This window comes from Streptomonospora nanhaiensis (assembly GCF_013410565.1).
GTDB classification, from domain to species: domain Bacteria; phylum Actinomycetota; class Actinomycetes; order Streptosporangiales; family Streptosporangiaceae; genus Streptomonospora; species Streptomonospora nanhaiensis.
The window spans coordinates 476,640-501,789 of record NZ_JACCFO010000001.1 but is presented as its reverse complement, the minus strand read 5'-3'; the positions used below and the strand labels follow the sequence as shown (position 1 = coordinate 501,789).

Annotated in this window: 19 protein-coding genes; 6 read left to right on the top strand and 13 right to left on the bottom strand. The window is 74.9% G+C overall.

All coding sequences use genetic code 11. The features are described from left to right. Window position 1: 1 nt before the first annotated feature. The 4 genes from HNR12_RS01985 to HNR12_RS01970 all read right to left on the bottom strand — a co-directional run bounded on the left by HNR12_RS01985 (window position 2) and on the right by HNR12_RS01970 (window position 5,660). Window positions 2-2,437, bottom strand: coding sequence for a beta-xylosidase/alpha-l-arabinosidase (locus HNR12_RS01985; protein WP_179765842.1), 2,436 nt, complete (start codon window positions 2,435-2,437; stop codon window positions 2-4). A 90-nt stretch (window positions 2,438-2,527) separates the two neighbouring features. Next, window positions 2,528-3,409, bottom strand: coding sequence for a carbohydrate ABC transporter permease (locus HNR12_RS01980; RefSeq protein WP_179765841.1), 882 nt, complete (start codon window positions 3,407-3,409; stop codon window positions 2,528-2,530). After that, complete coding sequence (locus HNR12_RS01975; RefSeq protein ID WP_308118448.1) at window positions 3,406-4,377, bottom strand: carbohydrate ABC transporter permease; 972 nt, start codon at window positions 4,375-4,377, stop codon at window positions 3,406-3,408. Before HNR12_RS01975 ends, HNR12_RS01980 begins: the two co-directional genes overlap by 4 nt. Continuing rightward, complete coding sequence (locus tag HNR12_RS01970) at window positions 4,374-5,660, bottom strand: extracellular solute-binding protein (protein ID WP_179765840.1); 1,287 nt, start codon at window positions 5,658-5,660, stop codon at window positions 4,374-4,376. The genes HNR12_RS01975 and HNR12_RS01970 overlap by 4 nt, the downstream gene beginning before the upstream one ends. 217 nt (window positions 5,661-5,877) lie before the next feature. Between HNR12_RS01970 and HNR12_RS01965 the strand changes: the two genes are divergently transcribed. Further along, entirely contained in the window at window positions 5,878-6,861 is a 984-nt protein-coding gene (locus HNR12_RS01965; protein ID WP_217782756.1) for a LacI family DNA-binding transcriptional regulator, read from the top strand. A gap of 94 nt (window positions 6,862-6,955) precedes the next feature. Here the strand turns inward: HNR12_RS01965 and HNR12_RS01960 are convergent, their stop codons facing one another. Together HNR12_RS01960 and HNR12_RS01955 are read right to left on the bottom strand one after the other, a co-directional pair. After that, the gene (locus tag HNR12_RS01960; protein ID WP_179765838.1) at window positions 6,956-7,642 is read right to left on the bottom strand and encodes a lytic polysaccharide monooxygenase auxiliary activity family 9 protein; all 687 of its coding nucleotides are present in this window, start codon (window positions 7,640-7,642) and stop codon (window positions 6,956-6,958) included. Between the two features lie 2,042 nt (window positions 7,643-9,684). Then, window positions 9,685-10,722: a LacI family DNA-binding transcriptional regulator gene (locus tag HNR12_RS01955; protein ID WP_179765837.1), complete on the bottom strand. Its 1,038-nt coding sequence runs from the start codon at window positions 10,720-10,722 to the stop codon at window positions 9,685-9,687. A gap of 205 nt (window positions 10,723-10,927) precedes the next feature. On the opposite strand from HNR12_RS01955, the gene HNR12_RS01950 reads away from it, so the two are divergent. From HNR12_RS01950 to HNR12_RS01940, 3 genes are all read left to right on the top strand, one after another. Next, window positions 10,928-11,923 (top strand): helix-turn-helix transcriptional regulator, encoded by a 996-nt coding sequence (locus HNR12_RS01950; RefSeq protein ID WP_179765836.1) that lies wholly within the window; start codon window positions 10,928-10,930, stop codon window positions 11,921-11,923. Between the two features lie 84 nt (window positions 11,924-12,007). Then, window positions 12,008-12,952 carry a MerR family transcriptional regulator gene (locus HNR12_RS01945; protein ID WP_179765835.1) on the top strand — a complete coding sequence of 315 codons (945 nt, stop codon included), beginning with the start codon at window positions 12,008-12,010 and terminating at the stop codon, window positions 12,950-12,952. 657 nt (window positions 12,953-13,609) lie between these two features. After that, window positions 13,610-15,454 (top strand): BCCT family transporter, encoded by a 1,845-nt coding sequence (locus tag HNR12_RS01940; protein WP_218901837.1) that lies wholly within the window; start codon window positions 13,610-13,612, stop codon window positions 15,452-15,454. 111 nt (window positions 15,455-15,565) lie between these two features. Here HNR12_RS01940 and HNR12_RS01935 read toward each other — a convergent pair whose 3' ends face one another. Both HNR12_RS01935 and HNR12_RS28985 read right to left on the bottom strand, forming a co-directional pair. Further along, the gene (locus tag HNR12_RS01935; RefSeq protein WP_179765834.1) at window positions 15,566-16,207 is read right to left on the bottom strand and encodes an ATP:cob(I)alamin adenosyltransferase; all 642 of its coding nucleotides are present in this window, start codon (window positions 16,205-16,207) and stop codon (window positions 15,566-15,568) included. A gap of 57 nt (window positions 16,208-16,264) precedes the next feature. Next, window positions 16,265-18,106, bottom strand: coding sequence for a serine/threonine-protein kinase (locus HNR12_RS28985; RefSeq protein WP_179765833.1), 1,842 nt, complete (start codon window positions 18,104-18,106; stop codon window positions 16,265-16,267). Between the two features lie 389 nt (window positions 18,107-18,495). Between HNR12_RS28985 and HNR12_RS01925 the strand changes: the two genes are divergently transcribed. Continuing rightward, window positions 18,496-18,963 carry an NUDIX domain-containing protein gene (locus HNR12_RS01925; RefSeq protein ID WP_179765832.1) on the top strand — a complete coding sequence of 156 codons (468 nt, stop codon included), beginning with the start codon at window positions 18,496-18,498 and terminating at the stop codon, window positions 18,961-18,963. A 54-nt stretch (window positions 18,964-19,017) separates the two neighbouring features. On the opposite strand, the gene HNR12_RS01920 is transcribed toward HNR12_RS01925, so the two are convergent. Together HNR12_RS01920 and HNR12_RS28980 are read right to left on the bottom strand one after the other, a co-directional pair. Next, window positions 19,018-19,494, bottom strand: a complete 477-nt coding sequence (locus tag HNR12_RS01920) for a nitroreductase family deazaflavin-dependent oxidoreductase (RefSeq protein WP_179765831.1) — start codon at window positions 19,492-19,494, stop codon at window positions 19,018-19,020. Between the two features lie 166 nt (window positions 19,495-19,660). Next, window positions 19,661-20,197, bottom strand: coding sequence for a TetR/AcrR family transcriptional regulator (locus HNR12_RS28980; protein ID WP_218901836.1), 537 nt, complete (start codon window positions 20,195-20,197; stop codon window positions 19,661-19,663). Window positions 20,198-20,452: 255 nt separating this feature from the next. Between HNR12_RS28980 and HNR12_RS01910 the strand changes: the two genes are divergently transcribed. Then, the gene (locus HNR12_RS01910) at window positions 20,453-21,694 is read left to right on the top strand and encodes a cytochrome P450 (RefSeq protein WP_179765829.1); all 1,242 of its coding nucleotides are present in this window, start codon (window positions 20,453-20,455) and stop codon (window positions 21,692-21,694) included. A 121-nt stretch (window positions 21,695-21,815) separates the two neighbouring features. Here HNR12_RS01910 and HNR12_RS01905 read toward each other — a convergent pair whose 3' ends face one another. The 3 genes from HNR12_RS01905 to HNR12_RS01895 form a co-directional block, all read right to left on the bottom strand. Continuing rightward, window positions 21,816-22,943 (bottom strand): hypothetical protein, encoded by a 1,128-nt coding sequence (locus tag HNR12_RS01905; RefSeq protein ID WP_179765828.1) that lies wholly within the window; start codon window positions 22,941-22,943, stop codon window positions 21,816-21,818. A 253-nt stretch (window positions 22,944-23,196) separates the two neighbouring features. Next, a complete protein-coding gene (locus HNR12_RS01900; RefSeq protein ID WP_179765827.1) occupies window positions 23,197-23,523 on the bottom strand; it encodes a MoaD/ThiS family protein in 327 nt (108 codons plus the stop codon). 3 nt (window positions 23,524-23,526) lie between these two features. Beyond that, window positions 23,527-24,633, bottom strand: a complete 1,107-nt coding sequence (locus tag HNR12_RS01895) for a WD40/YVTN/BNR-like repeat-containing protein (protein ID WP_179765826.1) — start codon at window positions 24,631-24,633, stop codon at window positions 23,527-23,529. Between the last annotated feature and the right edge of the window lie 517 nt (window positions 24,634-25,150).

The window sequence follows — 25,150 nt, the reverse complement described above, 5'->3', positions numbered from 1 at the left end:
GTCAGCCCTCCAGCGCCTCGGGCGGTCCCAGCCGCGCCGCGCTGACCAGCGCGCGGGTGTGGTCGACCGCGCGCACGGGGCCCTCCAGCCGCACCCGCGCGGTGTGCACCGCCCGGGCGCTGGAGGCCGCCAGCTCCAGCACCAGCTCGCCGGCCTCCACGGTCCGGCGGCCGTCGGGGCCGGTGTAGGAGGCCAGGTCGGCCGGCACGGTGAACTCCACCCGGCGCCGCTGCCCGGCCGCCAGGTCCACCCGGGCGTAGCCGACCAGGCGGCGCACCGGCAGGCTCACCCGCGCCACCGGGTCGCCCAGGTAGAGCTGCACGACCTCGGTTCCGGCGCGCCCGCCGGTGTTGGCCACCGTGCACGCCACCGTGAAGGCGCCGTCGGTCGGCGCGCTGGGCGCGGCGGACCCGGCGGCCGGGCCGGCCGCGGCGGCGGGCCCTTCCCCGCCCGCCGCCGCACCGGCCACCGCGAAGTCCGACCACGCGAACTCGGTGTAGGACAGCCCGTGCCCGAAGGGGAACAGCGGGGTGGGGTCCACCGAGCTGACCTCGCTGGCCCCGCCCAGCGCCGCGGTCAGGTAGGTCGCGGGCTGGCCGCCGGGGTCGCGCGGCACCCCCACCGGCAGCCGGCCGCTGGGGTTGACCCGGCCGGTGAGCACGCCGGCCACCGCCGCGCCGCCCTCCTCGCCGGGGAAGAACGCCTGGACGACGGCCGCGGCGCGCTCGCCGGCGCCGCCCAGCGCGTAGGGCCGGCCGGTCATCAGCACCAGCACCACCGGGGTGCCGGTCTCCACCAGCGCCTCCAGCAGCCGCTGCTGCACCCCGGGCAGCCGCAGGTCGGCGACGTCGCAGCCCTCGCCGGAGGTGCCGCGCCCGAACAGCCCGGCGCGGTCGCCCAGGACGGCCACGCACACCCGGGCGCGCGAGGCCGCCGCGGCGGCCTCGGCGATCCCGGAGGTGTCGTCGCCGTCGACCGCGCAGCCGGGCCGGTGCACCAGCGTCGTGCCCGGCAGCGCGGCGCGCAGCGACTCCAGCAGGGTGGGCACCTCCACCCCCAGCCCGGCGTCGGGGTGGGCCGGCCCGACGTGGGCGGGGAAGGAGTAGCAGCCGAGCATGGCCTCGTGGGTGTCGGCCAGCGGACCGACCACGGCCACCTCGCCGCCCGGCGCCAGCGGCAGCGCACCCGACTCGTTGGCCAGCAGCACCACCGACTCCTCGGCCACGCGGCGGGCCAGGTCGCGGTCCTCGTCGGGGTCCAGGTCCACGTCGGGGGCGCCGGCCCCCGTGGCCTCGGCTTCCCGCTCGGCGGCGTCGCCCGGGAACGGGCTCCAGTCGGGGTCCAGCAGGCCCAGCTCGCACTTTTGGGTGAGCACCCGCAGCGCGGCCCGGTCGACCAGTTCCTCGGGCACCCGCCCGGCGCGCACCGCCTCGACCAGGGCCGGGCCGTAGCAGCGCGGGTTGGGCAGTTCCACGTCCACCCCGGCGGCCAGCGCCGCGGCGGCGGCCTCGGCGGCGGTGCCGGCGGTGCCGTGCAGGGTCTCCAGGAAGGTGATGCCGAAGTAGTCGGAGACCACCGTGCCGGAGAACCCCCACCGCTCGCGCAGCAGCCCGGTGAGCAGGTCGGGATCGGCCGCCACCGGCACCCCGTCGTTGGCGGTGTAGGAACTCATGACCGAGCGGGCGCCGCCCAGGGTGAACGCCATCTCAAAGGGCGGCAGCAGCAGGTCGGCCACCTCGCGCGGCCCCATCGACACCGGCGCCAGGTTGCGCCCGGCGCGGGAGGCGGAGTAGCCGACGAAGTGCTTGAGCGTGGCCACCACGCCGGCGGACTGCAGGCCGCGCACGTACCCGGTGGCCACGGTGCCCACCAGGTAGGGGTCCTCGCCGATGGTCTCCTCGGTGCGGCCCCAGCGCAGGTCGCGGGTGACGTCCAGGACCGGCGCCAGGCCCTGGTGCACGCCCACGCGGCGCATGGCCGCGCCGATGCGCGCGGCCATGGCCTCGACCAGGCCGGGGTCGAAGGTGGCGCCCCACGCCAGCGGCGTGGGGTAGACCGTGGCGGTGTAGGCGGCGAAGCCCGAAAGGCACTCCTCGTGGGCGATGGCGGGGATGTGGAACCGGTTGGCCGCGGCGATCTCCTTCTGGGAGTTGGCCAGCGCCTGCACGCCCATGGCGGGGTCGACCGGCGCGGTGCCGAAGGGGCGGGTGAGCTGGCCCAGGCCGTGGCGGATCGCCTCCTCCCACACCAAGGGCTCCTCGGTGAGGTCGTGCTGGTGGGGCGCCACCCCCTCGCCGGAGGCGTCGGCCCCCACCCAGATCCCGTAGAGCTGGGCGGCCTTCTCCTCAAGGGTCATGAGCCTAAGGACCTCGCCCGCCCGTTCGGCGGCCGGGCGCGCCGGGTCCTGCCAGGGTGCGGGCTCAGAGGGAGACGTCATTTACCGTCCTTCGTGAGTGGCCACGGCGGCGCGCGCGGTGGGCGGCGCCGGTGGCGGTGGTCCGTTCGTGGCGGTGCGTGCTGGGGGCGGCTACTTGCCGCCGACCCCCATGAGCCCGCTGATCAGCGACCGGCGGGCGACGAGGTAGACGAGGAACAGCGGCACGGTGGCCAGCACGACCGCGGTCAGCAGGCCGGGGATGTCGACCCGGTACTGGCCCTGGAACTCGTAGAGTCCGAGCGTGATGACCCGGGTGCCCGCGGACTGGGTCAGGATCAGCGGGAAGAGGAACCCGTTCCAGGCCTGGAGCGCGGCGTAGACGGCGATGGTGCTGATGCCCGAGCGCGACAGCGGCACCACCAGCCGCAGGAACGTGCGGCCCGCGCCGGCGCCGTCCAGGGCCATGGCCTCGTACAGCTCGTCGGAGATGTCGCGCATCGACCCGGTCAGGATCAGCACGCACACCGGCAGCGCGAACGCCGCGGTGGGCAGCACGACCGCCAGCAGGGAGTCGTAGAAGTCCAGCTGCACGATGATCAGGTAGACCGGGATGATCACCGCCTGGGAGGGGATGGCCAGGCCCAGCAGGAACACCCGGAAGAACCCGTTGGTCAGCCAGGTGCGCGAGCGCACGATGGCGTAGCCGGCCATCACCGACAGCACCACGACGATGGCCACCACGCCGGCGGTGACCAGCATCGTGTTCCACACGAAGGTGATCAGCCCGCTGCCGAAGGCCCCCACGTAGTTGTCCAGGGTGGGGTCGGCGGGCACGGTGAGGGGGCCGGCGGTGCGGTACTCCTCGGTCTGCTGGAAGGTGGCCACCAGCAGGGCGTACAGCGGCACGCCCACCACCAGCAGCCAGGCCAGCGCGCCCAGCCCCGCCAGCGGGTTGGGGCGGTCGCGCAGGGAGCGCCGGCGCCGCGGGGCGGTGCGCGCGGGGGCGGCCGGGGCCGCGGAGGTCGTGGTCACATTCCCTCCCGGGTGCTGCGCATCGCGCCGAAGCCGGTCAGGCGCACCATCACCAGCGAGACGGCCGTGGCCACGACCACCAGGGTGAAGGCGATCGCGCTGGCGTAGCCGTACTGGTAGCTCTCGAACCCGACCCGGTACATCAGGTAGGGCACGATCGTGGTGTCGGTGCCGGGGCCGCCGCCGGTCAGGATGAGCACGGTGTCGAAGTAGGTCAGCGAGCCCACCACCATCAGCACCGAGGAGGTCGTGATGGTGTTGCGCAGCTGGGGCAGCGTGATGTGCCAGAAGGCGCGCAGCCGCCCGGCGCCGTCGATCTCGGCGGCCTGGTAGAGCGAGGCGGGGATCTGGCGGGCACCGCCCTGGTAGAGCAGCATGTGCAGCGGGATGAACTGCCAGGCGGTGACGAACACGATCACGCCGAAGGCGGCCGCGCCGTCGCTGAGCAGGTCCAGTCCGGGCATGCCGATCAGCGGGCCGATCTGGGCCAGCGGGCCGAAGTTGGGGTCCAGCAGCGCCCGCCAGATGATGGCGACGGCGGCCGAGGACAGCAGCAGCGGCACGAAGAACACGGCGGAGAGGATCGCGCGGTTGCGCTGGCGCCCGGCCGCCCAGACCCCCAGCAGCAGGGCGATGGGGGTCTGCACGGCCCAGCTGCTGACGCTGAGGACGAGGGTGAGCACGACCGCGCGGTGCATGGCGGGGTCGCCGACCAGGCGGGTCCAGTTGTCCGTGCCGATGAAGCGGGGGTCGCCCAGACCGCCCCACTCGGTGAAGGACAGGTAGACGACCAGGCCCATGGGCAGGATGGCGAAGGCCGCGAAGAAGGCCAGGGCGGGCAGCGCCCACCAGGCGCCGGGACGGCCCACACGCGGCCCCGCCCGGCGCGCCCGCCCCGAGGGGGCGGTGCGCGCCGAGGGGACCGCGGTGGGCCGGCGGCCGTCGCGGCTGGGCGAGAGCACGCTCACTGCAGCGCCGCCAGGGCGTCGACGAACTCCTCGGGCGTGGTCTGCCCGTTGAACAGCCGGTCGATCTCGGTCAGGACCGGTTCGGCGGCGGTGCGGGGCAGGGCCTGGTCCCAGGAGAGCTGGAAGGTGGGGGCCTCCTGCACCAGTTCGTACTGGTAGCGCGCGAACTCCGGGTTGGGGCTGTTGTCGAGCAGCTCCTCGGCGTTGGTGGTCACCGGCACCTCGCCGTTCTCGACCATGTCGGCGACGTACTCCTGGGTGTAGGTCTGCTTGAGGAAGTCGACCGCGGCGGCGGAGTCGGCCTCGGTGGTCACCGAGAAGTAGTTGGTGGGGTTGCCGACCACGGCCGCGGGGTCGCCCTCGCCGCCGGGGACCTCGGGGAAGGTGGTGTAGCCCAGGTGCTCCTCGGCGAACTCCGGCGCCTCGGCCAGCTGCGTGGAGTACTCCCAGGACCCCATGAGGTGCATGGCCGCGCGGCCCTCGGCCAGCAGCGCCGAGGCGCCGCCCTCGGTGTAGCTCACCGAGGCGAAGTTGTCGCCGAAGGCGCCGCGGTCGACCAGGTCCTGGACGGTCTCGGCCGCCCAGAGGACGGCCGGGTCGCGCCAGCCCTCGAAGTCGCCCCCCTGGATGCGCTGGAACACCTCGTGGCCGCCGCGGCGGTCCACCAGGTACTGCAGCCACATCTGCTGGGTCCAGGTGGTGTTGCCGGCCAGCGCGAAGGGCGTGATCCCCTCCTCGTTGAAGGTGTCGATGAGGCTGAGCAGGTCGTCCCAGGTCTCGGGCGGCTCGACGCCGGCCTCCTCGAAGACCTGCTCGTTGTAGAACAGCATGACCGGCTGGGTGCCGCGCAGCGGGATGCCGTACTGCACGCCGTCGATCTTGCCCGCGTCCAGGACGGAGGGGATGAACGCCTCCTCCATCTCGGGGTTCTGCTCCAGGGCGTCGTCGAGGGAGAGCAGCATGTCCTGCTCGACGTAGGGCTCGATGCTGCCGCCGCCCCAGTTGAAGAAGACGTCGGGGGCCTCACCCGATCCCATGACCGTGCGGAGCTTGTCGTCGTAGCCGTCGCCGGGGACCTCGTCGATCACCGCCCGGACGTCGGCGCCCTCGTTGTATCGCTCGGCGGCGTTGTGCTGCACGACCGCCAGGGTGTCCTGGTACATCATCACGTTCAGTTCGCCATCGCCCGAGTCGGATCCGGACCCGGAGCCTCCGCAGGCTGTGGCGGTCATCAGGAGCAGCGCGAGCGCGGCGGCGGTGCCCGTCCGTTGGGGGGGTGTCATGGCCACGTCCTATCGAAACTATCGGACAAGTTATCGCAATGCGTGCTGCCAGAATTTACGGCGCTGCCACAAACACCGTCAATACTCCACGAGAACTTCGTCACCCTCCCCGCTGCGGACGGCGCGCGGACTCCCAGTAAAATGCGGGCTTGTGACAGCCCAACCCGCACCAGTCCCCTCGGGCGCCACCGGCACCGAACCCGTCACCATCTCGAAAATTGCGGAGGCGGCCGGCGTATCGGTGCCCACGGTCTCCAAGGTCCTGAACGGCCGAGCCGACGTCGCGCCCGAAACCCGGGCGCGCGTGGAGGAGCTGATCCACCGCCACGGCTACCGCAGGCGGCGCGGCCCCGGCGCCGGGCGCGCCCCGACCATCGACCTGGTCTTCCACGAACTGGACAGCGCGTGGGCGATCGAGGTCATCCGCGGTGTGGAGCGCATCGCCCGCGCCGAAGGGCTCAGCGTCGTGCTCTCGGAGTCCGGCGGCGAGCAGCGCCCCGGCGACGCCTGGGTCGACGCCGTGCTCAGCCGCCAGTCCACGGCCGCGATCCTGGTCTTCTCCGACCTCGCCCCCGAGCAGCGCGCCCGGCTGGCCGCGCGCAGCATCCCCTTCGTGGTGGTCGACCCCACGGGCGACCCGGGCGAGGACGTGCCCTCCATCGGCTCCGCCAACTGGAACGGCGGCCTGGTGGCCACCCGCCACCTCATCGAACTGGGCCACGAGCGCATCGCCGTGATCGGCGGCCCCGCCGACGTGCTGTGCAGCCGCGCCCGCATCGACGGCTACCGCGCGGCGCTGGACACCGCCGGCCTGCCGGTGGACCCCTCCCTCATCCGCACCGGCGACTTCCACGTGGAGGGCGGCCACGGCAACGGCCGCGACCTGCTGCTGTCGCCCGAGCCGCCCACGGCGATCTTCGCCGGCAGCGACCTGCAGGCCATGGGCCTGTACGAGGCCGCGCGGGAGCTGGGCGTGCGGATCCCCGAGGACCTGAGCGTGGTCGGCTACGACGACCTCCCGGTGGCCCGGTGGGTGGGGCCGCCGCTGACCACGGTGCGCCAGCCGCTCACGGAGATGGCCGAGGAGGCCACCCGCCTCGCGCTGCTGCTCAGCCGCGGGCAGCAGCCGCCCAACCTGCGGCTGGACCTCGCCACCAACCTGGTCGTGCGGCAGAGCACCGCCCCGCCGCGGAAGGGGTAGGCGGCGGGGCGGTGTTTTCTGCGCGGACGAGGGGCGGGACCGCAGCCGTCCCGCCCCTCGTCGCGGGGGCGCCCCCAAGGGGCCGGGGAGCGCCCTATCCGGTGAAGACCACGTCGGAGCAGTTGTAGAACGCCTCGGGGCTGTCGGAGCGCTCCCAGATCGAGTAGATGACGTGGTAGCCGCTCTTCTCGGGCAGCTGGACCTCCCAGTAGTACTCCGCGCCCTGCTCGCCGCCCTGGCGCATCGGCGGGTCGGTGACCTCGTCGAACGGCACGGGCTCCAGGTCGTCCCAGCCCAGCGGCTCGGCGGGGTTCCAGCCGTCCTTGGTGACGTACTGGGTGAAGGTGCCGGGGTGGTGCGCCCAGGCGTTGTGCAGGAACGTCACCCGGCCGCCGGAGGGCAGCTCGGTGGTGGGCCAGTCGGTGCGCGCGGCCGTGAAGGCGTCGAAGTTGGCGGTGGGGCCGCACAGCTTGCCGTCGGGCACGACCTCGCGGTGGTTGCCCGCCGCGTTGCCGATCAGGTTGCCGAACCAGTTGTAGAAGGCGTAGTCGCCGCCCTCGGCCAGGGCGTCGGCGCAGGCGGGGTTGGTCGGGTTCAGGCCGCCGCCCACGCCGCCCTCGATGCCGTCGACGTAGCAGGCGTAGGTGCGGGTCGCGGGGTAGGTGAACCCGCCGTGGGCGAGCGCGCCGCTGACAGGCGCGGCGGCGAGGAGGGCGCCGGTCAGGCCGGCGACCGCGCCCAGCGCGGTCAGGGCGCGTCGGGTGCGCGTGGGGGTGGGCATGGGTCTCGGTCTCCTTCCGGGCGGTACCGGGGCGGGCCGCCGTTCGGGGGTGGACTTGGCCTGGGACCGGCCGCACGAGGCCGCAGTGATGTGTATGCGGCCGGCCCCAGGGTCGTGGGAGCGGACGCCGCGCCTCGGGCACGGCGGGCGCAGGCGTTTCCGGGCGCAGGGGACCCGCCCGGACCCGGTCCGCCGGCGGCCCGGAGGGCGGTGGCCGGATGCGGCCGCCGTCGTCCGGATGGGGTGCCGCCGTCCGCCGCGCCGGGTGCGGCGCCGCTCACGGTTGCGGGGGAAGGGGCGATATGGGGATGGGGTGATGTGGCCATGGGGTCAGGGGGATGGAAACGTGGGAGGGCGGGCCCGAAGGCCGCGCCGATGGCGCTCCGATGGGGCTGCCCGCCCGGCGCGAAAGGCCGGCCGGGGAGCTTTGGGGGTGAACGCCCGGGGCGCCCGAGGGGCCTTTCCGGTGCGGCAGCCCCTGCGGGGAGCCGGCCGGGGCTTCGGCCCGATGCACGGTCGGCCCTGGTCAGGCCGGGAGGGGCGGGCGCGTCCGCGCGCGGCTTCGAGGAGCGGGTCGGGCCACGGTGTCGGTCCTTCCTGTTGGTCCAACTCGGAGTGCCACTGCCACCTGCGCTCGCTGGGAGCGCTCCCATGCGTGATGAATGTAACACGATCGCCATCAGGCACCAAGAGGTAACAGACCGAAATTGCCCCGAAACCGCAAAGCCCGATGTCACAGCGGCGAACTCACGGCAGAGACGCGACGACGGACGGCGAGCACGGGGAGGAGAGAGGAGGGAGGGAGCGGGGAAGGAGGGGCACGCCCGGCAGGATTCGCAGCGACGGACACGACCGGGGGTCGCGCTCGCGGTCACCGATCGACGATGCGGACGGCCGGGGTGCGAATGGGGCGCCAAGGACCGCCGAAGTGCGGCTGCGCGGTCATCGGCCACCGCCCCGGCGGTCCGGGCGACAACGGCGGCACCGAGAGCGGCGGACGGCCGGGGCCACGGCGGGAGCGCCAACCGGCGGGCTTGAGCCCGGCGGTGCGGTGACGGCACTCGCTGCAGGGGCGCGGGCCACGACGAGGCGGCGGAGGGGCATCGCGGGCGGGCACCGGCGGAAAGCACGGCTTCCTGCGATGTGCCCGCCCGTGCGCAGGTCAGGCGAAAGCCGCCTCCCGTGGGGCCCTGGTCGCGGAAATTGCTGTATCGACCGCGCCCAGGTGGCGCATATGCCACCTTTGTCCGCTTTGTGAATACACTACAAGGCTTATCACCGCCCACAAAGCGTCGTTTATCTCAATATGCGAGACAGCCGGCGGTTTCCGTGTTTGCTTTATTCGCATATGTCCGTCAGCCAAGGCGACGATCGTGGATTCCCGCCCGCACGGACGGTCGAAACCGCCAACCCGCCGCAATCGACGGCCCACCGTCTCACTATGTGAGAAATTGGAGGGCAGAATGCCCCATTTTGCCCGCATATAGCACATGCGCTTCCACCAGCCCGTCCCACGATGCTGATTCGCCGGCGGACGCGGCGGCCGCAGAGAGCAGACCGGGGACGGCAAGCCCGTTATGCGGTGAATGTCCCACCGGCCCCGCCTTCGGCCCCCGACGCGGCAATGCGGAAGCGCGTTTCGCACGGGCGGAAAGTCCGGCGCCGTTTCCGCCCGGCCCTCACGGGCCTTCGCCGCCCCCGACGCAACCCCGGCCCCACGCCTCGTGTCCCGGTGTCCGCCCAGCAGCACCACGCCGCCCTCGCCGCTCCCGTCGCGGCCTTGGTCACGCGCCGGGTGCGGTGCCGCCGGGCCCGGCCGTGCGCGGTCCTCGGTGCCGCCGACGCAACCCCCGCCATCGGCCCCGGTACTCGGTGGTCGCCCACCCCGGGCCCCGCCGCCGTCGGCGCCCCCGCCGCCATCCGCACCACAGAACCGCGCCCGCCGACCGCGCAGCCGAACCCCCGCCGCCCTTGGTGCCGCCAACGCACTTCCGGCCCCTCTCCGGGCACCGGTTGTCGCCCACCGGAACCCCCGGCGGTCGTCAGGCCCGCGAGGACACCGGTCCCGCCGGCCCCGCGGCCGTGCTCGCGCGTGCGACCAGGGCGGGCGGGCTGGTGCTGACGTGGCGGGGCGGCGCCCCGGCGACGGCCTCCAGGAGCAGTGACGCCGCGAGGCGGCCGTGCTCGGGGAGGTCGCGGCGGACGGCGGTCAGTCCCGGGCGCACCGACTCGCACAGCGGGGAGTCGTCCCAGGCCACGATGGACACGTCCGCCGGAACCGACAGCCCCAGCTCCTGGGTGGCGCCCAGCCCGGCCACCGCCATCAGGTCGTTGTCGAAGATGAGCGCGGTGGGCCGGGGCCGCTCCCCCAGCAGGCGGCGGGCCGCCTCCGCGCCGCCCTCGCCGGTGTAGTCGGTGTGCACCACGCGCGGGACCTCCAGCCCGTGCTCGCGGGCGACCGCGCGCAGCGACTCGGTGCGCTCGGCGGTGTGGACCAGGTCCTCGGGCCCGGCAATGTGGCCGATGCGGCGGTGGCCCAGTGCCGCGAGGTGGTCCACGGCCGCGCGCATCGCGCCGGCGTCGTCGGCCCACACGCACGGCAGCCCCTGCGTGTGGTCGGGGCCGCCCACCACCACGGCGGGCAGGCCGGTCTCGCGCAGGGCGCGCACGCGGGGGTCGTCGCGCCGAAGGTCGACCATGAGGACGCCGTCGACCCGGCGCTCCGCGTACCAGCGCTTGTAGGTGGTCAGCTCGGCGGCGGTGTCCTCCACCGACTGCAGCATCAGGGCCGTGGGGCCGTCGCCCAACTCCTCCTGGATGCCGGCGATGAAGCGCATGAAGAACGTCTCGACGCCCAGGATCAGCGCGGGGCGGTCGATGACCAGCCCGATGGCGCCGGCGCGGCCGTCCGACAGCGCGCGGGCGGCGCTGCTGGGCGCCCACCCGAGTTCGGCGGCGATGCCGAGGATCCGCGCGCGAGTGGCCTCGGAGACCCCGGGGCGCCCGTTGAGGGCGCAGGACACCGCCCCCTTGGAGACCCCCGCGGCCTTGGCGATGTCGACAATGGTCGGGCGCCTCACTCTGGTCCCCCTGTCAAAGAGCGCGCCACCGCAGTCGGACACGACAAAGCTACCAGGCGCCGGGGCGGCCTCCGGGCCGGGCGGCCACCGGGGAGACGGGCCGCGGGCGGCCCCCGCCGAAACCCGTCGAAACCGGTGGCGCGGCCCTGGACCGCGGCGACGGCGCGCGGCCGGCGCGGTCCCCGACCGGCCTCATACTGGGCAGATGCGTGCGAGTCGGCTGCTTTCGCTGGTGCTGCTGCTGCAAACCCGGGGGCGCATGACGGCCGCCGACCTCGCGGCCGAACTGGAGGTCTCCCCGCGCACCGTCTACCGCGACGTCGAGGCGCTCAGCGGCGCCGGCATCCCCGTCTACGCCGACCGCGGCACCGGCGGCGGCTACCGGCTGCTGGAGGGCTACCGCACCCGGCTGACCGGCCTCACCGGCGCCGAGGCCGAGTCGCTGTTCCTGGCCGGGCTCCCCCAGGCCGCCGCCGAGCTGGGACTGGGCGCCGAGATGGCCGTGGCCCACCTCAAGCTGCTCGCCGCCCTGCCCGACGACCTGCGCGAACGCGCCGAGCGCGTGCGCTCGCGGTTCCACCTGGACGCCGTGGGCTGGTGGCGCGCCGCCGAGGACACCCCGCACCTGGCCACCATCGCCGCCGGGGTGTGGCGCCAGCGCACCGCCGACATCGCCTACCGCCGCTTCGACGGCACCGCCGTGGAGCGCACCGTCGACCCGCTGGGGCTGGTCCTCAAGGGCGGCGGCTGGTACTTCCTGGCCCGGGTGCACCCCCGCCCGGGCGCGCGCACCGCCGCGCGGGCCGACGTGCGGACCTTCCGCGTCTCCCGCCTCACCGCCGCCGCCCTGCGCGCCGACTCCTTCGAGCGCCCCGCCGACTTCGACCTGGCGCGGCGGTGGCGCGAGTGGTCGGCCGACTTCGAGCGCAGCCGCCACACCCTGCGCACCCGCGTCCGCCTCACCGAGCGCGGCGTGGAGCTGGTGCGCGCCCTGGCCTCCCCCATCACCGCCGCCGGCCTCGACGACCGCTCCCCCGGCGCCGACGGCTGGTGCGAGGCCGAACTGCTCGTGGAGTCGGTGCCGGTGGCGGTGTCCCAGTTCGCCGCCTACGGCCCCCACATCGAGGTCCTGGAACCCGCCGAGCTGCGCGCCGAACTCGCCGCCTACCTGCGCGCCGCCGCCGACCGCTACGGCGCCTGACCTCCCCCGGCACGGCCCGTGGCCCCCCTGGCGGCCGATAATCGCATTGACCCTCCGGTTAGGGGAGACCACACGATGGCGCCCATGCACACGCCCGCCGCGGACCTGCTCACCATCGGTGAGGCGGCCGCACGTACCGGCCTCACGGTCAAGGCGGTCCGGTTCTACGCCGACGAGGGCATCGTGCCCGAGACCGCCCGCAGCGCCGCCGGCTACCGGCTCTACGACGCCGCGGCCACGGCCCGGCTCGACCTCGTCCGCACGCTGCGCGAACTGGGCATCGACCTGCCGACCGTGCGCGCCGTGCTGCGGCGCGACGCCGACCTCGGCGAGGTCGCCGCCGCGCACGTGGAGTCGCTGGACGCCCAGATCCGGGTGCTGCGGCTGCGCCGGGCCGTGCTGCGCACCGTGGCCCACCGCACCCCCACCGAACGGGAGATCACCCTCATGACCGACCTCGCCCGCCTCTCCGCCGAGGAGCGGCAGCGCATCATCGACGACTACCACGACGCCGTCTTCGGCGGCCTGGACATGGACGAGGAGTTCGTCGCCCGGCAGCGCTCGGTGCGCGTCGACCTGCCCGACGACCCCGCCCCCGAGCAGGTCGACGCCTGGGTGGAGCTGGCCGGGCTCGTCCGCGACCCGGCCTTCCGCGACCGCGTGCGCCGGATGAGCACCGCGCACGCGCGCGCCCGCGCCGAGGGGACCTACCAGCGGCCCGGCCGCGACGGCACCGCCCTGGCCGAGCGCGTGGCCGCCGAGGCGGGTGCGGCGCGGGCCGCCGGGCTGGACCCGGCCGGCGCCGAGGCCCGCCCGGTGGTGGACGGGCTGGCCGCCGCCGCGCTGCACGGGCGGCCCGACACCCCCGAGGAGCGCCGCCGCCTGGCCGACGAACTGGATCTGTTCGTGGACGCGCGGGTGGAGCGCTACTGGCAGCTGGTCGGCGTCATCAACGGCTGGGCGCCGATCGAGTCCCGCGTCCCCGACTGGGAGTGGTTCCTGGCCGGCCTGCGCGCCACCGGGCGCTGAGGCCGGCCCCTCCGGGGCCGCCGCGGGTTCCGCAGCTCCTGCGCGGCCCCGACGCCTCTCCCCTGTCCCGCTCCCGTCCCGCCTCCGCCCTCGCCTGCGCGGCCCGGTCGCGGCGCCCTCGGCGCCGGCGGCCGGGCCGCGCCGCGTCGACGACCGGGCCGCAGCCGGACGGCGGGTCAGGTCGGGGCGGCGCCGCGGCCCGTGCGCGCCGTGCGCGCCGTGCGCCGGCGCGGTGTCCGCCACCTGCGCACCGGCCGCCCCTCACGCCGCTTCCGCGCGCCCATTACCAGGGCACCACCCGTTTGGCCCTACGCTCTTGCGGGAAAGCGCCGGGCGGAACTCCCGCCGTTCCGGCAATGCCATCACCCGTGGAAAGCGAGGCCGAAACATTGCCGTTATTTTCACGTTATTGCTTTGCAACTCCCCATTGCGGCGGACACGCTTTCCCCGACGGCGGCCCGGTCCGTCGTGCGCCCTCTGCACCGGCCGTGCCGTGCGCACACGACGGAAGGTAAAGCGCGGCATACACACCATCCGCGCACTTTCCAGCAGCCCTCACCACGAAAGCACCGCACCATTGCGAAATCTCCGCAGCACACCGCGCCCCGCCATATCGGGCGCGCCCCGCAGGTTCCCTGACACGAGGTTGGTTCGGCTATGACAGAAACACAGGAAACACCGGCGTCCACCACCGCCCCACCGGACAGGCCGGTCAAGCCGAGACTCGACCCCGTCGTCTTCGGTGTCTCCATCACCCTCGCCGGGGTCTTCTGCGTCCTGGGCGCCGTGTGGCCCGACCAGGTCAGCGAGTACGGCACCGCCGCCCTCAACTGGATCGTCGCCAACCTCGGCTGGGTCTTCGTCCTGGCCACCACGGGGTTCGTGGTCTTCGCGCTCGTCCTGGCCTTCAGCCGCTACGGCCGCATCCCGCTCTCGGCCAACGGCGAGCCTCCCGAGTTCTCCACGGTCTCCTGGGTCGCCATGATGTTCAGCGCCGGCATGGGCATCGGCCTGATCTTCTTCGGCATCTACGAACCGGTGTGGCACTTCGCCAACACCCCGCCCCAGACCGGCGTGGCCGACGGCAGTGAGCAGGCCGTCACCACCTCCATGGCCTACACCCTGTTCCACTGGGGCCTGCACCCCTGGGCCATCTACGCCGTCGTCGCCCTCGCCCTGGCCTACTCCATGTTCCGCAAGGGCCGCGGCAACCTCATCAGCTCGCCCTTCCAGTCCCTCACCGGCAAGGAGGTCGAGAACACCTGGTGGGGCAAGGGCATCAACATCTGGTCCATCATCGCCACCAAGTTCGGCGGCGCGACCTCGCTGGGCCTGGGCGCCCTCCAGATCGGCGGCGGCATCTACCTGTTCACCGGCATCGGCGGCAACTTCACCAGCCGCGACCCCGAGGCCCTCAACGTGGCCTTCGCCATCATCGTGGTGCTGGTGATCTTCGCGATCCTCTCCGCCGTCAGCGGCGTGGGGCGCGGCATCAAGTGGCTGTCCAACACCAACATGGTGCTGGCCGTGCTGCTCGTGGCCTTCGTCGTGGTCGTCGGCCCCACCGTCCTCCTCTTCAACCTCATTCCCGAGGCCATCGGCGCCTACATCGTCGACCTCCTGCCGATGAGCTTCCGCGCGCCGCTGTTCGGCGACGCCGAGTGGTTCTCCGGCTGGACGATCTTCTACTGGGCGTGGTGGATCTCCTGGACCCCCTTCGTCAGCACGTTCATCGCGCGCATCTCCCGGGGCCGCACCATCCGCGAGTTCGTCCTGGGCGTCCTGCTGGTGCCCACCCTGGTGTCGGCGCTGTGGTTCATCTTCCTGGGCGGCGCGGGCGTGCACCTGCAGATGAACGGCGTGGACATCGCCGCCGCCCCCGACGAGGCCGTGGCGTTCTTCACGGCCCTCCAGGAGTACCCGGGCTTCACCGTCACCGGCATCCTGGTCATGGTCCTCGTCGCGATCTTCTGGGTCAGCGGCGCCGACGCCAGCGCGCTGGTGCTGGCCACGCTGTCCTCCCGGGGCGCCATCGAGCCCAACAAGTGGCTGGTGGCCCTGTGGGCGGCGCTGAGCGCGGTCGTGGCCGGCGTCCTGCTCTACATGGGCGGGCTCGACGCGCTGCAGACGTTCACCATCCTGGTCGCCTCGCCGTTCATCGTGGTGATGATCGGCTTGTGCTGGGCGCTCTACGTCGACCTGCGGCGCGACCCGCTGCGCGGCCGGCGCCTGGGACCGGTGCGCGGCAACGCGCCCTCGCCCGGCTCCTACGGCATGATCATGAGCGCCATCGCCCCCGCCACCGCCCGCACCGCCCCCACCGGCGGCGCCGGCGGAGGCGAGGGGGCCGAGGGCGAGACCGCGGACGGCGGCGGCGCCAAGGCCGGTGCCGCCGCCGACACGGCCGCGGGCCCCGACACGGCCGCGGGCCCCGGCACGTCCACCGGCGCCTCCGGCCCCGCCGCCTCCGGCGGCGAGGACGAGGGCGGCGGCTCCCGCTGACCACCGCGGCCCGGCGCCCCCGTGCCGGGCCGCAACGCGAAGGGCGGGCCGCGCGTCGCCTCCACGGCGATGCGGCCCGCCCTTCGCATGCGGCCCCCGGGGGGACGGCCGCTACGCCTGCTCGGCCTCCTGCTGCTGCTCCTGCGCCTCCTGGGCCGCCCGCTCCGAGAGCCCGGGCTGCCACATGAGGTCCCCGTGCTCGGCGTTGGCCGTGCGCGCCAGCACGAACAGCAGCGCCGAGAGCCGGTTGAGGTAGCTGGCGGCCAGCAGGTTCATCGACTCCGGGTTCTCCTTGAGGGCGATCCACACGTGGTGCTCGGCCAGCCGCACCGAGGCCCGAGCCTTGTGCAGGAACGCCGCGCTGGCCGTGCCGCCCGGGATCACCGCGCTCGCCGACGGCGCCGTCTGGTCGCTGTAGGCGTCGTACAGCGCCTGGATCCGGTCGATGTAGCCGGTGGTGATCCGCACCTGGTGCTCGTCCTCCACCCCCATGGGCGTGTGCAGGTCGGAGTAGACGTCGAGGAGGTCGTTCTGCAGCAGCGACAGCAGGCTCACCATCTCCTCGGGCAGGACCCCGCCGAAGGCGATCACCAGCCCGATCGTGGCGCCCGCGTCGTCGACGCAGGCCAGCGCCCCCAGCCGGGGGTCGCTCTTGTGGACGTGGCTGCCGTCGCCGAGGACGGACACGCCCATGTCCGTCTCCTGCAGCCCGGTGTTGTCCTGGTCTACACGTGCGCTCTCGCTAGCAGTCATGGGGACCAGCATTAGCACGCCCGGCGGCCTTCACCCAAACGGCAGGCGCCGACACGCTCAGCCGAAGAACCCGTAGGTCCACAGCATCCCGTTGGTCCCGGCGATCACCGCCGCGGCCAGCACCACACCGACGACGTAGCCGGTGCGCAGCGACCGGATGAGGTACTCCAGCCCGATGATGTTGTTGAGCAGGAAGTAGCCCAGGTACAGGGCGTGGAAGAAGCCGTCCAGGGTGAAGATGCCCGCATACCACCACGGCTCGCCGCCCCAGGCCCCCGACTCGGTGGTGAACCACTGCCATGCGTAGGACACCCCGGTGCCCAGCGGGATCTGGATGATCGGGATGATCAGCAGCGGCAGCAGCTTGACGAAGCTCCACAGGCTGGGCTGGTCGGCCTGGCGCGCCTGCTGCTGGGCGCGGCGCGCGGCCTCCTGCTCGGCGCGCACCCGGGCGCGGTGGGCGCGGTCGGCCTCCTCGCGGCGGCGCCGCTCCTCGCGCTCCTGCTCGCGCCGGCGGCGCTCCTCGCGCTCCTCCTCGCGGCGGCGCTCCTCCTCCTCGCGGCGGCGCCGCTCCTCGGCCCGGGGGTCGGGGCCGCGGGTGTCGGCCCGGCGCGAGCCCCGGTACATGTCGGAGTAGGCGTCGTCGTCGGCGGCGGGCATGGCGGCGGTGGGCGGGGTGGCGCCGCCGTAGCCCGTGGAGGGGTCGTAGGCGCGCGTGTGCCGCCCGTAGGCGGCCGTACCCGCGGGGTCCTGCGGCTCGTAGGCGCGGGTCCGGGGGTCGGCGCCTCCGGCGGTCTGGGGGCCGTCGGGGCGGTAGGGCGGCGGGTACTGGCCGGTGCCGCCGACCGCCGTGCCCCCGGCGCCCATGACCGAGGTGGGGTCGGCGCCGGCCGGTCCGGCCGCGCGGGTGGGGTCGTGGTCGCCGTAGCGGGCCGTGGCGGCGGCCGCGCCGCCGGCGGCACCGGCCGCCGCGGCGCCGAGCACGGAGGTGGCGCCGGGGGCGCCGCCCTCGGTGCCGGGGGCGCCGCTGAGCGCGGCGTTGGTCTTGGCCACCTGGTCGCGCACGCCGCGCATGACCTCCGGCGGCAGCCAGGAGGCGCCGATGGGGACGTCGCCGAGGGCGTCGAGCAGCTGGCCGGGGCTGGGGCGGTTGCGGGCGTCCTTGGCCAGGCACGCCGCGACCATGCGCTGCAGCGACGGCGGCACGGCCGACAGGTCGGGCTCGTGCTGGAGGATGCGCATGACCAGGGTGGGCATGGCGCCCTCGCCGAAGGGGCCGACCCCGCCGGCGGCGTAGACCAGCACCGCGCCGAAGGCGAACATGTCGCTGGCCGGGGTCAGGTACTCGCCCTGGACCTGCTCGGGCGACATGAACCCGGGCGTGCCGATGATCGACTGGGTGGCGGCGGTGCCGTCGGTGGCGCGGGCGATGCCGAAGTCGATGACGCGCGGGCCGTCCTCGGCCAGCAGCACGTTGCCGGGCTTGAGGTCGCGGTGGATGAGCCCGACGCGGTGGATCTCGGTCAGCGCCTCGGCCAGGCCGGTGGCCAGCACGCGCAGGGTGTGCTCGGGCAGCCCGCCGTAGGCGCGCACGGCGTCGTCGAGCGGGAGGGAGGGCACGTAGGAGGTGACCAGCCAGGGGACGTCGCCGTCGGGGTCGGCGTCGATCACGGGGGCGGTGAAGGCGCCGCTGACCTGGCGGGCGGCCGTGACCTCGCGGGCGAAGCGCTCGCGGAAGGAGGCGTCGGTGGCGAGATGGGGGTGGATGCGCTTGACGGCGACCGCGCGGCCGCCCGCGGAGCGGCCGAAGAACACCTGTCCCATGCCTCCGGCGCCCAGCCGTCCGATCAGCCGGTACCGGCCGATGCGCTCCGGGTCGCCGTGCTCCAACGGACCCACGTCCGTACCTCCGCATTCACCGCTGCGTTGACTGCAGTTGACTGAAGAACTCGTCGGACCCCTGGATCGTGCCACATCGGCGGGCGGGCCCCGCACGGTCGGCCGCGCGGCCCCTGCCGGGGGCGGGCGCGCGCCGCTCCCTGAGTCGCCGGGGCGCGGGCCGGGGTCCGGTGTGGGGCGGCGCCGTATCAGGGAGACGTTCAGTCTAGGCGCTCGGTGCACGCGCGGCAGCGCCTTTACGGCGTAGATTCCATGTGATCTCGGGGGGCCTCCGGCTCCCGGAGCCTTGTGCCCGCCGGGCCTCGCGCCTTCCGCGGGGGCGCCGGCCGGGGACCCCGAGCACCCCCTCCGCCGTCGCGCCCGCCCGCGCGACGTCCTACGCTGCGGGTATGGCGCAATTGCTACCCCCGGAGCAGTGGTTCGCTTCCCTGCCCACCGCCTACCTCGCGGCGTTCGGCCTGATCACCGACGAGTCCGGCCGCGTGCTGCTCGTCGACCCCAACTACCGCGAGCACTGGACGCTGCCCGGCGGCGTCGTGGAGGAGGGCGAGGCCCCGCACCTGGCGTGCGAGCGCGAGGTCGCCGAGGAGACCGGCCTCACCCGCACGGCGGGCGACCTGCTGGCGCTGCAGTGGAGCGCGCCGCGCGAGCCGCGCCCCAAGCCGTTCGTGTCGTTCGTGTTCGACTGCGGGCAGGTGGACTCGGGGGTGGAGATCACCCTGCAGGCCGAGGAGCTGGACGGCTACGCGTTCCTCGAACCCCGGACGGCCGTGTCCCGGCTGCACCCGGCGCTGGCGCCCCGGTTGAGCGGCGCGCTGCGGGCGCGGGCCACCGGCACCACCGTCTACGTGCCCTGAGCGCCGGGCGGTGCGGCCGTCCGGGTCCCCCGGCGGCCGCACCGTCCGGCGGGGTCAGTGGCGCGGGACCAGGCGCACGAAGGGCAGCTCGCGGCCCGTGGCGCGGTAGTCGTCGGGTGAGCCGTCGACCTTGAACCCCATGAAGTCGGCCAGTTGGCGCGCCGCGCGGGGACGGCGCGTCGCGTAGCGGACCATCAGCTCGGCCCCCTCGTCGGCGCTGAGCGGCTGGGCCACCACCGCCAGCGAGCGCTTGCCCACCTGGATCGTGGCGCGGGGGTGGGCGATCACGTTGCGGTACCAGTCCGCGCGGGGCCCGAAGCCCGAACACACCACGTAGGAGCCGTCCGGCGCGTGCTCGACCACCTCCAGCACGACCTGGCGGCGGGCGCCGGAGACGCGGCCGACGTGGTTGAGCAGCAGCAGGTTCCAGCCCAGCAGACCGCTCAGGCGCCAGCGGTAGAGGTGCACGGGCAGGCGGAGCAGGAACCGGGCCAGCCCGGTGGGCGGCTCGGGGCGTTCGGTGATCTCCATGGCGGTGTCCCTTCGGATGCGGATCTGCGGACGGTGCGGTTGTGCGGGCGGCGCGCTGCGCCGCCGGAGGGCCCGGCGGTACGACGCCGAGGCCGGTCGGTGGCCGGTGCGGACAGGGGCCGATCGGGGTGGCTGGGGTGGTGGGGCCGGGGACGGCCGGGGCCGGTCACCGCCGGCGTGTGAGCAGGGCGCGCAGGGTCTCGGCCGCCTCCTCGACCGGCAGGTCGGGATCGAGCACGGCGTGCAGCACCAGGCCGTCGATCTGGGCGGCCGCCAGCACGGCCGCCCCCCGGCAGCGCCCGGCCGGCCAGTCCGGGCGCAGCCGGGCGATGCGCGCGGCGATCTGCGCGCGGGCCTCGCGCAGGTCGCCGCGCAGCGCCTGGCACAGCTCCGGATCGCGCCCGGCGCCGGCGATGAGTTCCACCATCAGCCGCACGGCGGCCTCGTCGGCCGCCGCGGCCGGGATCAGCTCGGCCAGGCGGTCGAGCACGGCGGCGGGGTCGTCGTCGCCGGCGAGCGCGCCGACGAACGGCGCCACCACCTCCTGGGCGGCGGACCGCGCGACCTCGCGGCGCAGGCCGGGCAGCCCGCCGAAGTGGTAGTGGATCAGCCCGGTGTTGGCGCCGCTGCGCCGGGCGATCGCCCGGGCCGTGAGCGCCGCCCACCCGCCCTCGGCCAGCAGCGCCACACCGGCCGCCACCATGGCGTCGCGGCGGCGCCGCCCTCGGCTTGGACTTGCACGATCGGCTAAGTTAGCCACTCGGCCAACATAGCGCCTCCGGCGCCCGACCGCGAGCCGCCGCCCGCCGGGGCACGGCCGCCCGCCGGCGGCGCCGGGCGGATGCGCGGTGCTCCCGGTGCCCGGCACCGGCGCCGGCCCGCGAGGGGCACCCCCGGGCCGCCGGCCGGGGCGCGAGCGGATACGTTCGCAGGCAAGCCCAGCGTGTAAGGGGATCCGATGCCCACGCTCGACGACCTCCGCCTCGACCTGCGCCTGCGCGCCCAGCACGGGCTGACCTGGTTCTTCGCCCAGACCGGCGACCCGCTCAGCAGGATCGACCACCGGCCCTGGCGCGCCGACCCCTATCCGCTCTTCGCCCGCATGCACGCCGGCCCGCCGGTGGTGCGCAGCCGCCTGGGACCGCTGGTGGCCGTCGGGCACGCGGCCAACCGGCAGGTGCTGCGCGACCGCGACTGCCGGGTGCGGGCACCCGGAGGTCCCCCGCCCGAGGAGGGCCTGGTCGACCTGTCCTTCCTCCAGCGCGACCCGCCCGACCACACCCGCCTGCGCGCGCTCGCCCGGCCCGCGTTCAGCCCGCGCCGCATCGAGGGCTACCGGGCCGGGATCCAGAAGATCACCGACCGGCTGCTGGACGCGGCCGCCGCGCGGGGCGGCTTCGACCTCATGCGGGACTTCGCCGCGCCCCTGCCCATCGCCGTCATCAGCGAACTGCTCGGGATCCCCGAGGTCGACAACGAGCGGTTCCTGCGCTACGGCAACGCCCTGGGCGCCTCCCTGGACGGGGTGCGCTCGGCGCGGCAGTACCGGGAGCTGCGGCGCGCCGCGCACGAGATCGACGCGCTGTTCGCCCGGCTGATCGAGGTGCGCCGCGCCGACCCCGGCGAGGACGCCGTCAGCGCGCTGGTCACCTCGCTGGAGGAGGACCGGATCACCGCCGCCGAGCTGCGCACCATGGCGCGGCTGCTGCTCATCGCCGGGTTCGAGACCACCGTCAACCTGATCGGCAACGGGGTCGCCGCGCTGCTGCGCCACCGCGGCGAGTGGGAGCGGCTGTGCGCCGACCCCGGCGGCCTGGCCCCCGGAGCGGTCGAGGAGGTCTTGCGCTTCGACTCCCCCGTGCAGGTCACCGGCCGCTACCCGCACCGCGACATCGAGGTCGGCGGGCTGGCGGTGCCGCGCGGCACTCCGGTGATCCTGCTCCTCGGCGCGGCCGGGCGCGACCCGGAGGTGTTCCCCGAGCCCGACCGCTTCGACATCACCCGCGCCAACGCGGCCGAGCACCTGGCGTTCTCGGCCGGGGCGCACTACTGCCTGGGCGCCCCGCTGGCCCGCCTGGAGGGCGAGATCGCGCTGCGCGCCCTGGCCGAGCGGCTGCCGGGGCTGCGCGCGGCGGCGGTGCCCACCCGGCGCCGCACCACCACCATCCGCGGCTACTCCCGCTTCCCGGTGCGGGTCTGAGGGCGCGGGCCGCTCGGGAGGCCGGCGCCGTGCCCGTGTTCGAGCGGAGGGCGCGGCCCGCGCCGCCGCACGCGGCGCGGGCCGCCCGCCCGGCGGCGGGCGGCCCGATCGGCCGGGGCCCTCAGCCGGCCGCGGCGGGGGCGCCGTTGCCGCACACCGCGCAGGTGCCCCGGCGCCGCAGGTAGGCCAGCGTGGCCGCCCCCAGCGCCACGCCCCACACCGGGAACAGCAGGCCCGGCAGGACGGCCATCAGCCCGGCCGCCTCGGCGTCGCCGCTCACCCCCTGGCCCACCAGTTCGGCGTAACCCGACCACATCGCGAACCCGCCCACGAGGACGAGCACCGAGACCACCGAGGCCGGGGCCACCGCGAGCGCGATGGGCACGCGCCGGCCGGCCAGCCCGACCATCCAGCGGGGGAAGACCTCGCCCCAGCGCTGGACCAGGCCGAGGGTGAGGACCGCGCCGACCACGGCGAACCCCGCCAGGAACAGGCCCGAGGTCCACATGCCCTCCTCCTGCCCGGCCCGCAGGAACTCCTCGGTGATGCCCAGCGGGATCCCCAGCCACCAGGCGACGCGGGTGAAGGCGTAGAGCAGCGGCACGGCCGCGGCCACCGCCACGGCGAACACGCCCCAGCGGGCGGCGGCCCCCGGCGCGGCCCAGCCCTCGGCGCCGCTGTCGCGCCCGCAGCTGCCGCACGCGCCGCGGCTGGTGCGGGCGTAGGACAGGGTCGCCATCAGCCACAGGAACCCGCCGGCCAGGCAGAGCAACTGGTGCAGGAAAGGCCAGTTCAGCACGGCCGCGCGGAACGCCTCGCCCACCGGGGCGCCGGAGACCAGGCCCACCAGGCCGTAGGGCAGGTAGCCCAGCGCGGTCAGCAGGTTGACGTCGGTCATGGCCAGGAGCAGCAGCGCCGAGACCAGCGCGCCGGCGGCGATCAGCGGGCGCCGCCCGGCGGGCGAGCGGCGCAGCAGCACGGCGCCCAGGGCGGCGGCGGGGAACCCGGCCAGGAGGATCGCCGCCCACGCCGGGCCCGTGCCGAACTGGGTGGCCAGCGGGGCGACCGGCGCGCCGACCATGCCCGCGTAGGGGAAGGCGCCGTCGATCGCCGCGCAGGCGGCGCCGATCGCGCCGTAGCCCAGCGACCAGCCGACCGCCGCCCGGGGCGCCCAGCGGGGCCACCCGCGCGCCGGCGCGGCCACGCCGCCGGGGCCCGCCTGGGTGTGTGGTGTCGTGTGCTCGGCCACCGTGTTCTCCTCGCTGTGCCCTCCGGCCGCCGGCCGGATCCGCTGTGGGTCTCCACTCTGCGGCCGGGGCGGGGAGCGGGGCTTCCCGCAGGAGGGGGGTTCGGCGCCGCCCGGCTCCCCCCGGAGGGGGAGGGCGCGCGGGGCGGCCGGGCGGCCGGCGGGTTGCCGGGCCGACAGCCGAGGGGCCGCTGACCGAACGGGCGAGGCGCCGCCGCGGCGGGCCGTGAGGTGGCGGGCCGGGCCGGGCGGCGCCTCAGCCGCCGGCGACCGAGGGCAGGATGCGCACCTCGGCGCCGTCGGGAACGGCGGTGTCCAGTCCCTGCAGGGCCCGGCACTCGTCGGAGTCGACGAAGACGTTGACGTAGCGGCGCAGTCGCCCCCGCTCGTCGCGGACGCGGCGGTCCAGGCCCGGGTGGCGGCGCGCCAGCTCGTCCAGGACCGTGCGGACGGTGACCGCCGGGGCGGCGCCGTCAGGCGGCTGGACGGCCTGGTCCAGCGGGGCGCCGAGCAGGATGTCGATCCTGGCGGCCCCGCCCGCGTCGGCCTGCAGGACCTGCGGAAGCAGCACGGTGACGCCCACGGCTCAGACCTCCACCGCGCGCACGCACAGGACGTCGGGCAGGTGCGCGGCCACCAGCGACCACTCCTCGGCGGAGTCGGTGGTGGCGAAGACGTCGCCGGAGCGGGTGCCGAAGTAGAAGCCGGGGTCGGCGGCACCGTCGGTGCAGGCGCCGTCGCGCAGCACGATGCCGTAGTAGCGCTCCTGCGGCAGGCCCTTGTCGTCGGGGTGCCAGGACTCCCCCGCGTCGTCGGTGCGGTGCACCTGGAGGTGGTCGCCGGGCGGCAGGTGGCACTCCTGGCTGATCACCGGGAAGACGTAGCCCACGCCCGGCCGGTGCGGGTGGGCCAGGAAGTTGAACCCGAAGTCGCTGGGCAGGCCCTGGGCGATGGAGGTCCACCCGGCGGCGGGGTCGGGGCTGCGGTAGACGCCGTGGTGGTTCTGGGCGTAGAAGACGCCGTCGGCGCCGATGGCGACCTTGTGCACGCACTGGCCGTACTCGGGGAACTGCTCGGGCAGGAACACGGCACTGATGCCCCGGCCGGCGGGGTTCCAGGTGGCGCCGTTGTCGCGGGTCTGGTAGACGCCGCCGGTGGACATGGCGACGGTCATGGCGGCGGGGTCGGTGCCCTCGGCGGTCACCCGGCCCGGAAGGACGGTGTGGATGGCGCCGCCGCCGGCGCCGGGGAACCACTCGGCGCGGTGGGGGTGGTCCCACAGCGGACGGACGAGTTCGAAGCTCTGGCCGCCGTCGGTGGAGCGGAACAGGGCGTGCGGCTCGACACCGGCGTAGACGGTGCCGGGCTCGTCGCCGAAGGCGAACTGCCACACGCGGGTGAAGCCGGCGTCGACGTCGTCGGGGAAGGCGATCGGCGCGTGCGGCGGCTCGTGCCAGGTGCCGCCCAGGTCGTCGCTGTACCAGACGCTGGGGCCGAAGTGGGAGCTCTCGGCGCCGACCAGGATGCGCCGCGAGCGGGGGTCGATGCCGACGGCGTAGACGCCGGCCATGTTGGCGTAGTCCTCCTTGTCGAGCCGGTGCGGGCCGCGCAGCTCCCACCTGCGGCGGTCGTCGCCGGTGGCGGTGGCGGTGAACAAGCCCTTGCGTGTGCCGATGACCAGGAGATACGTCATGATCGCCCCACTGTGCCGATGGTTGTCGGTGCTCTACGTGACCACGGGGGCTACAGGTTCACACACCGGTGAGGTGTGGCCGGGGAGCCGCGCCAGAGCTCCTGCGGCCCGCGCCTGAACCGCGCCGCCGATGTGGCCCAGCATACAGAACAAGTGCTAAAATTCGAACATGTGTTCGCCGCTTGTTCACGCGACCGCAGGCGGGGGAGCGAGCACACCGGGGCCCCTCTCGCTGGACCGCTCCGCCGGCGAGTGGGGCCGCCTTGCGCGCCGCCGGGACCCGCGTGAGCACGCTCCGCGATCAGCGGTTGCGGGCGTTCGCGGGCGCGGCGGGGAGACGAGAGGCGAGAGACGTCAGGGCCGGCCCGGTCCGGCCAGGCGGCCACCGCCGCCGCGAGCGGGCACCGACAACCTGATTGAGGGGACACCGAGGACAGCGCCCCCTCGCGGGGCGGACACCGACCACGGCCGCAGTGGCGAGGGCGCCAGCGCCGCACCGACGGCGGCGGAGCCCCGG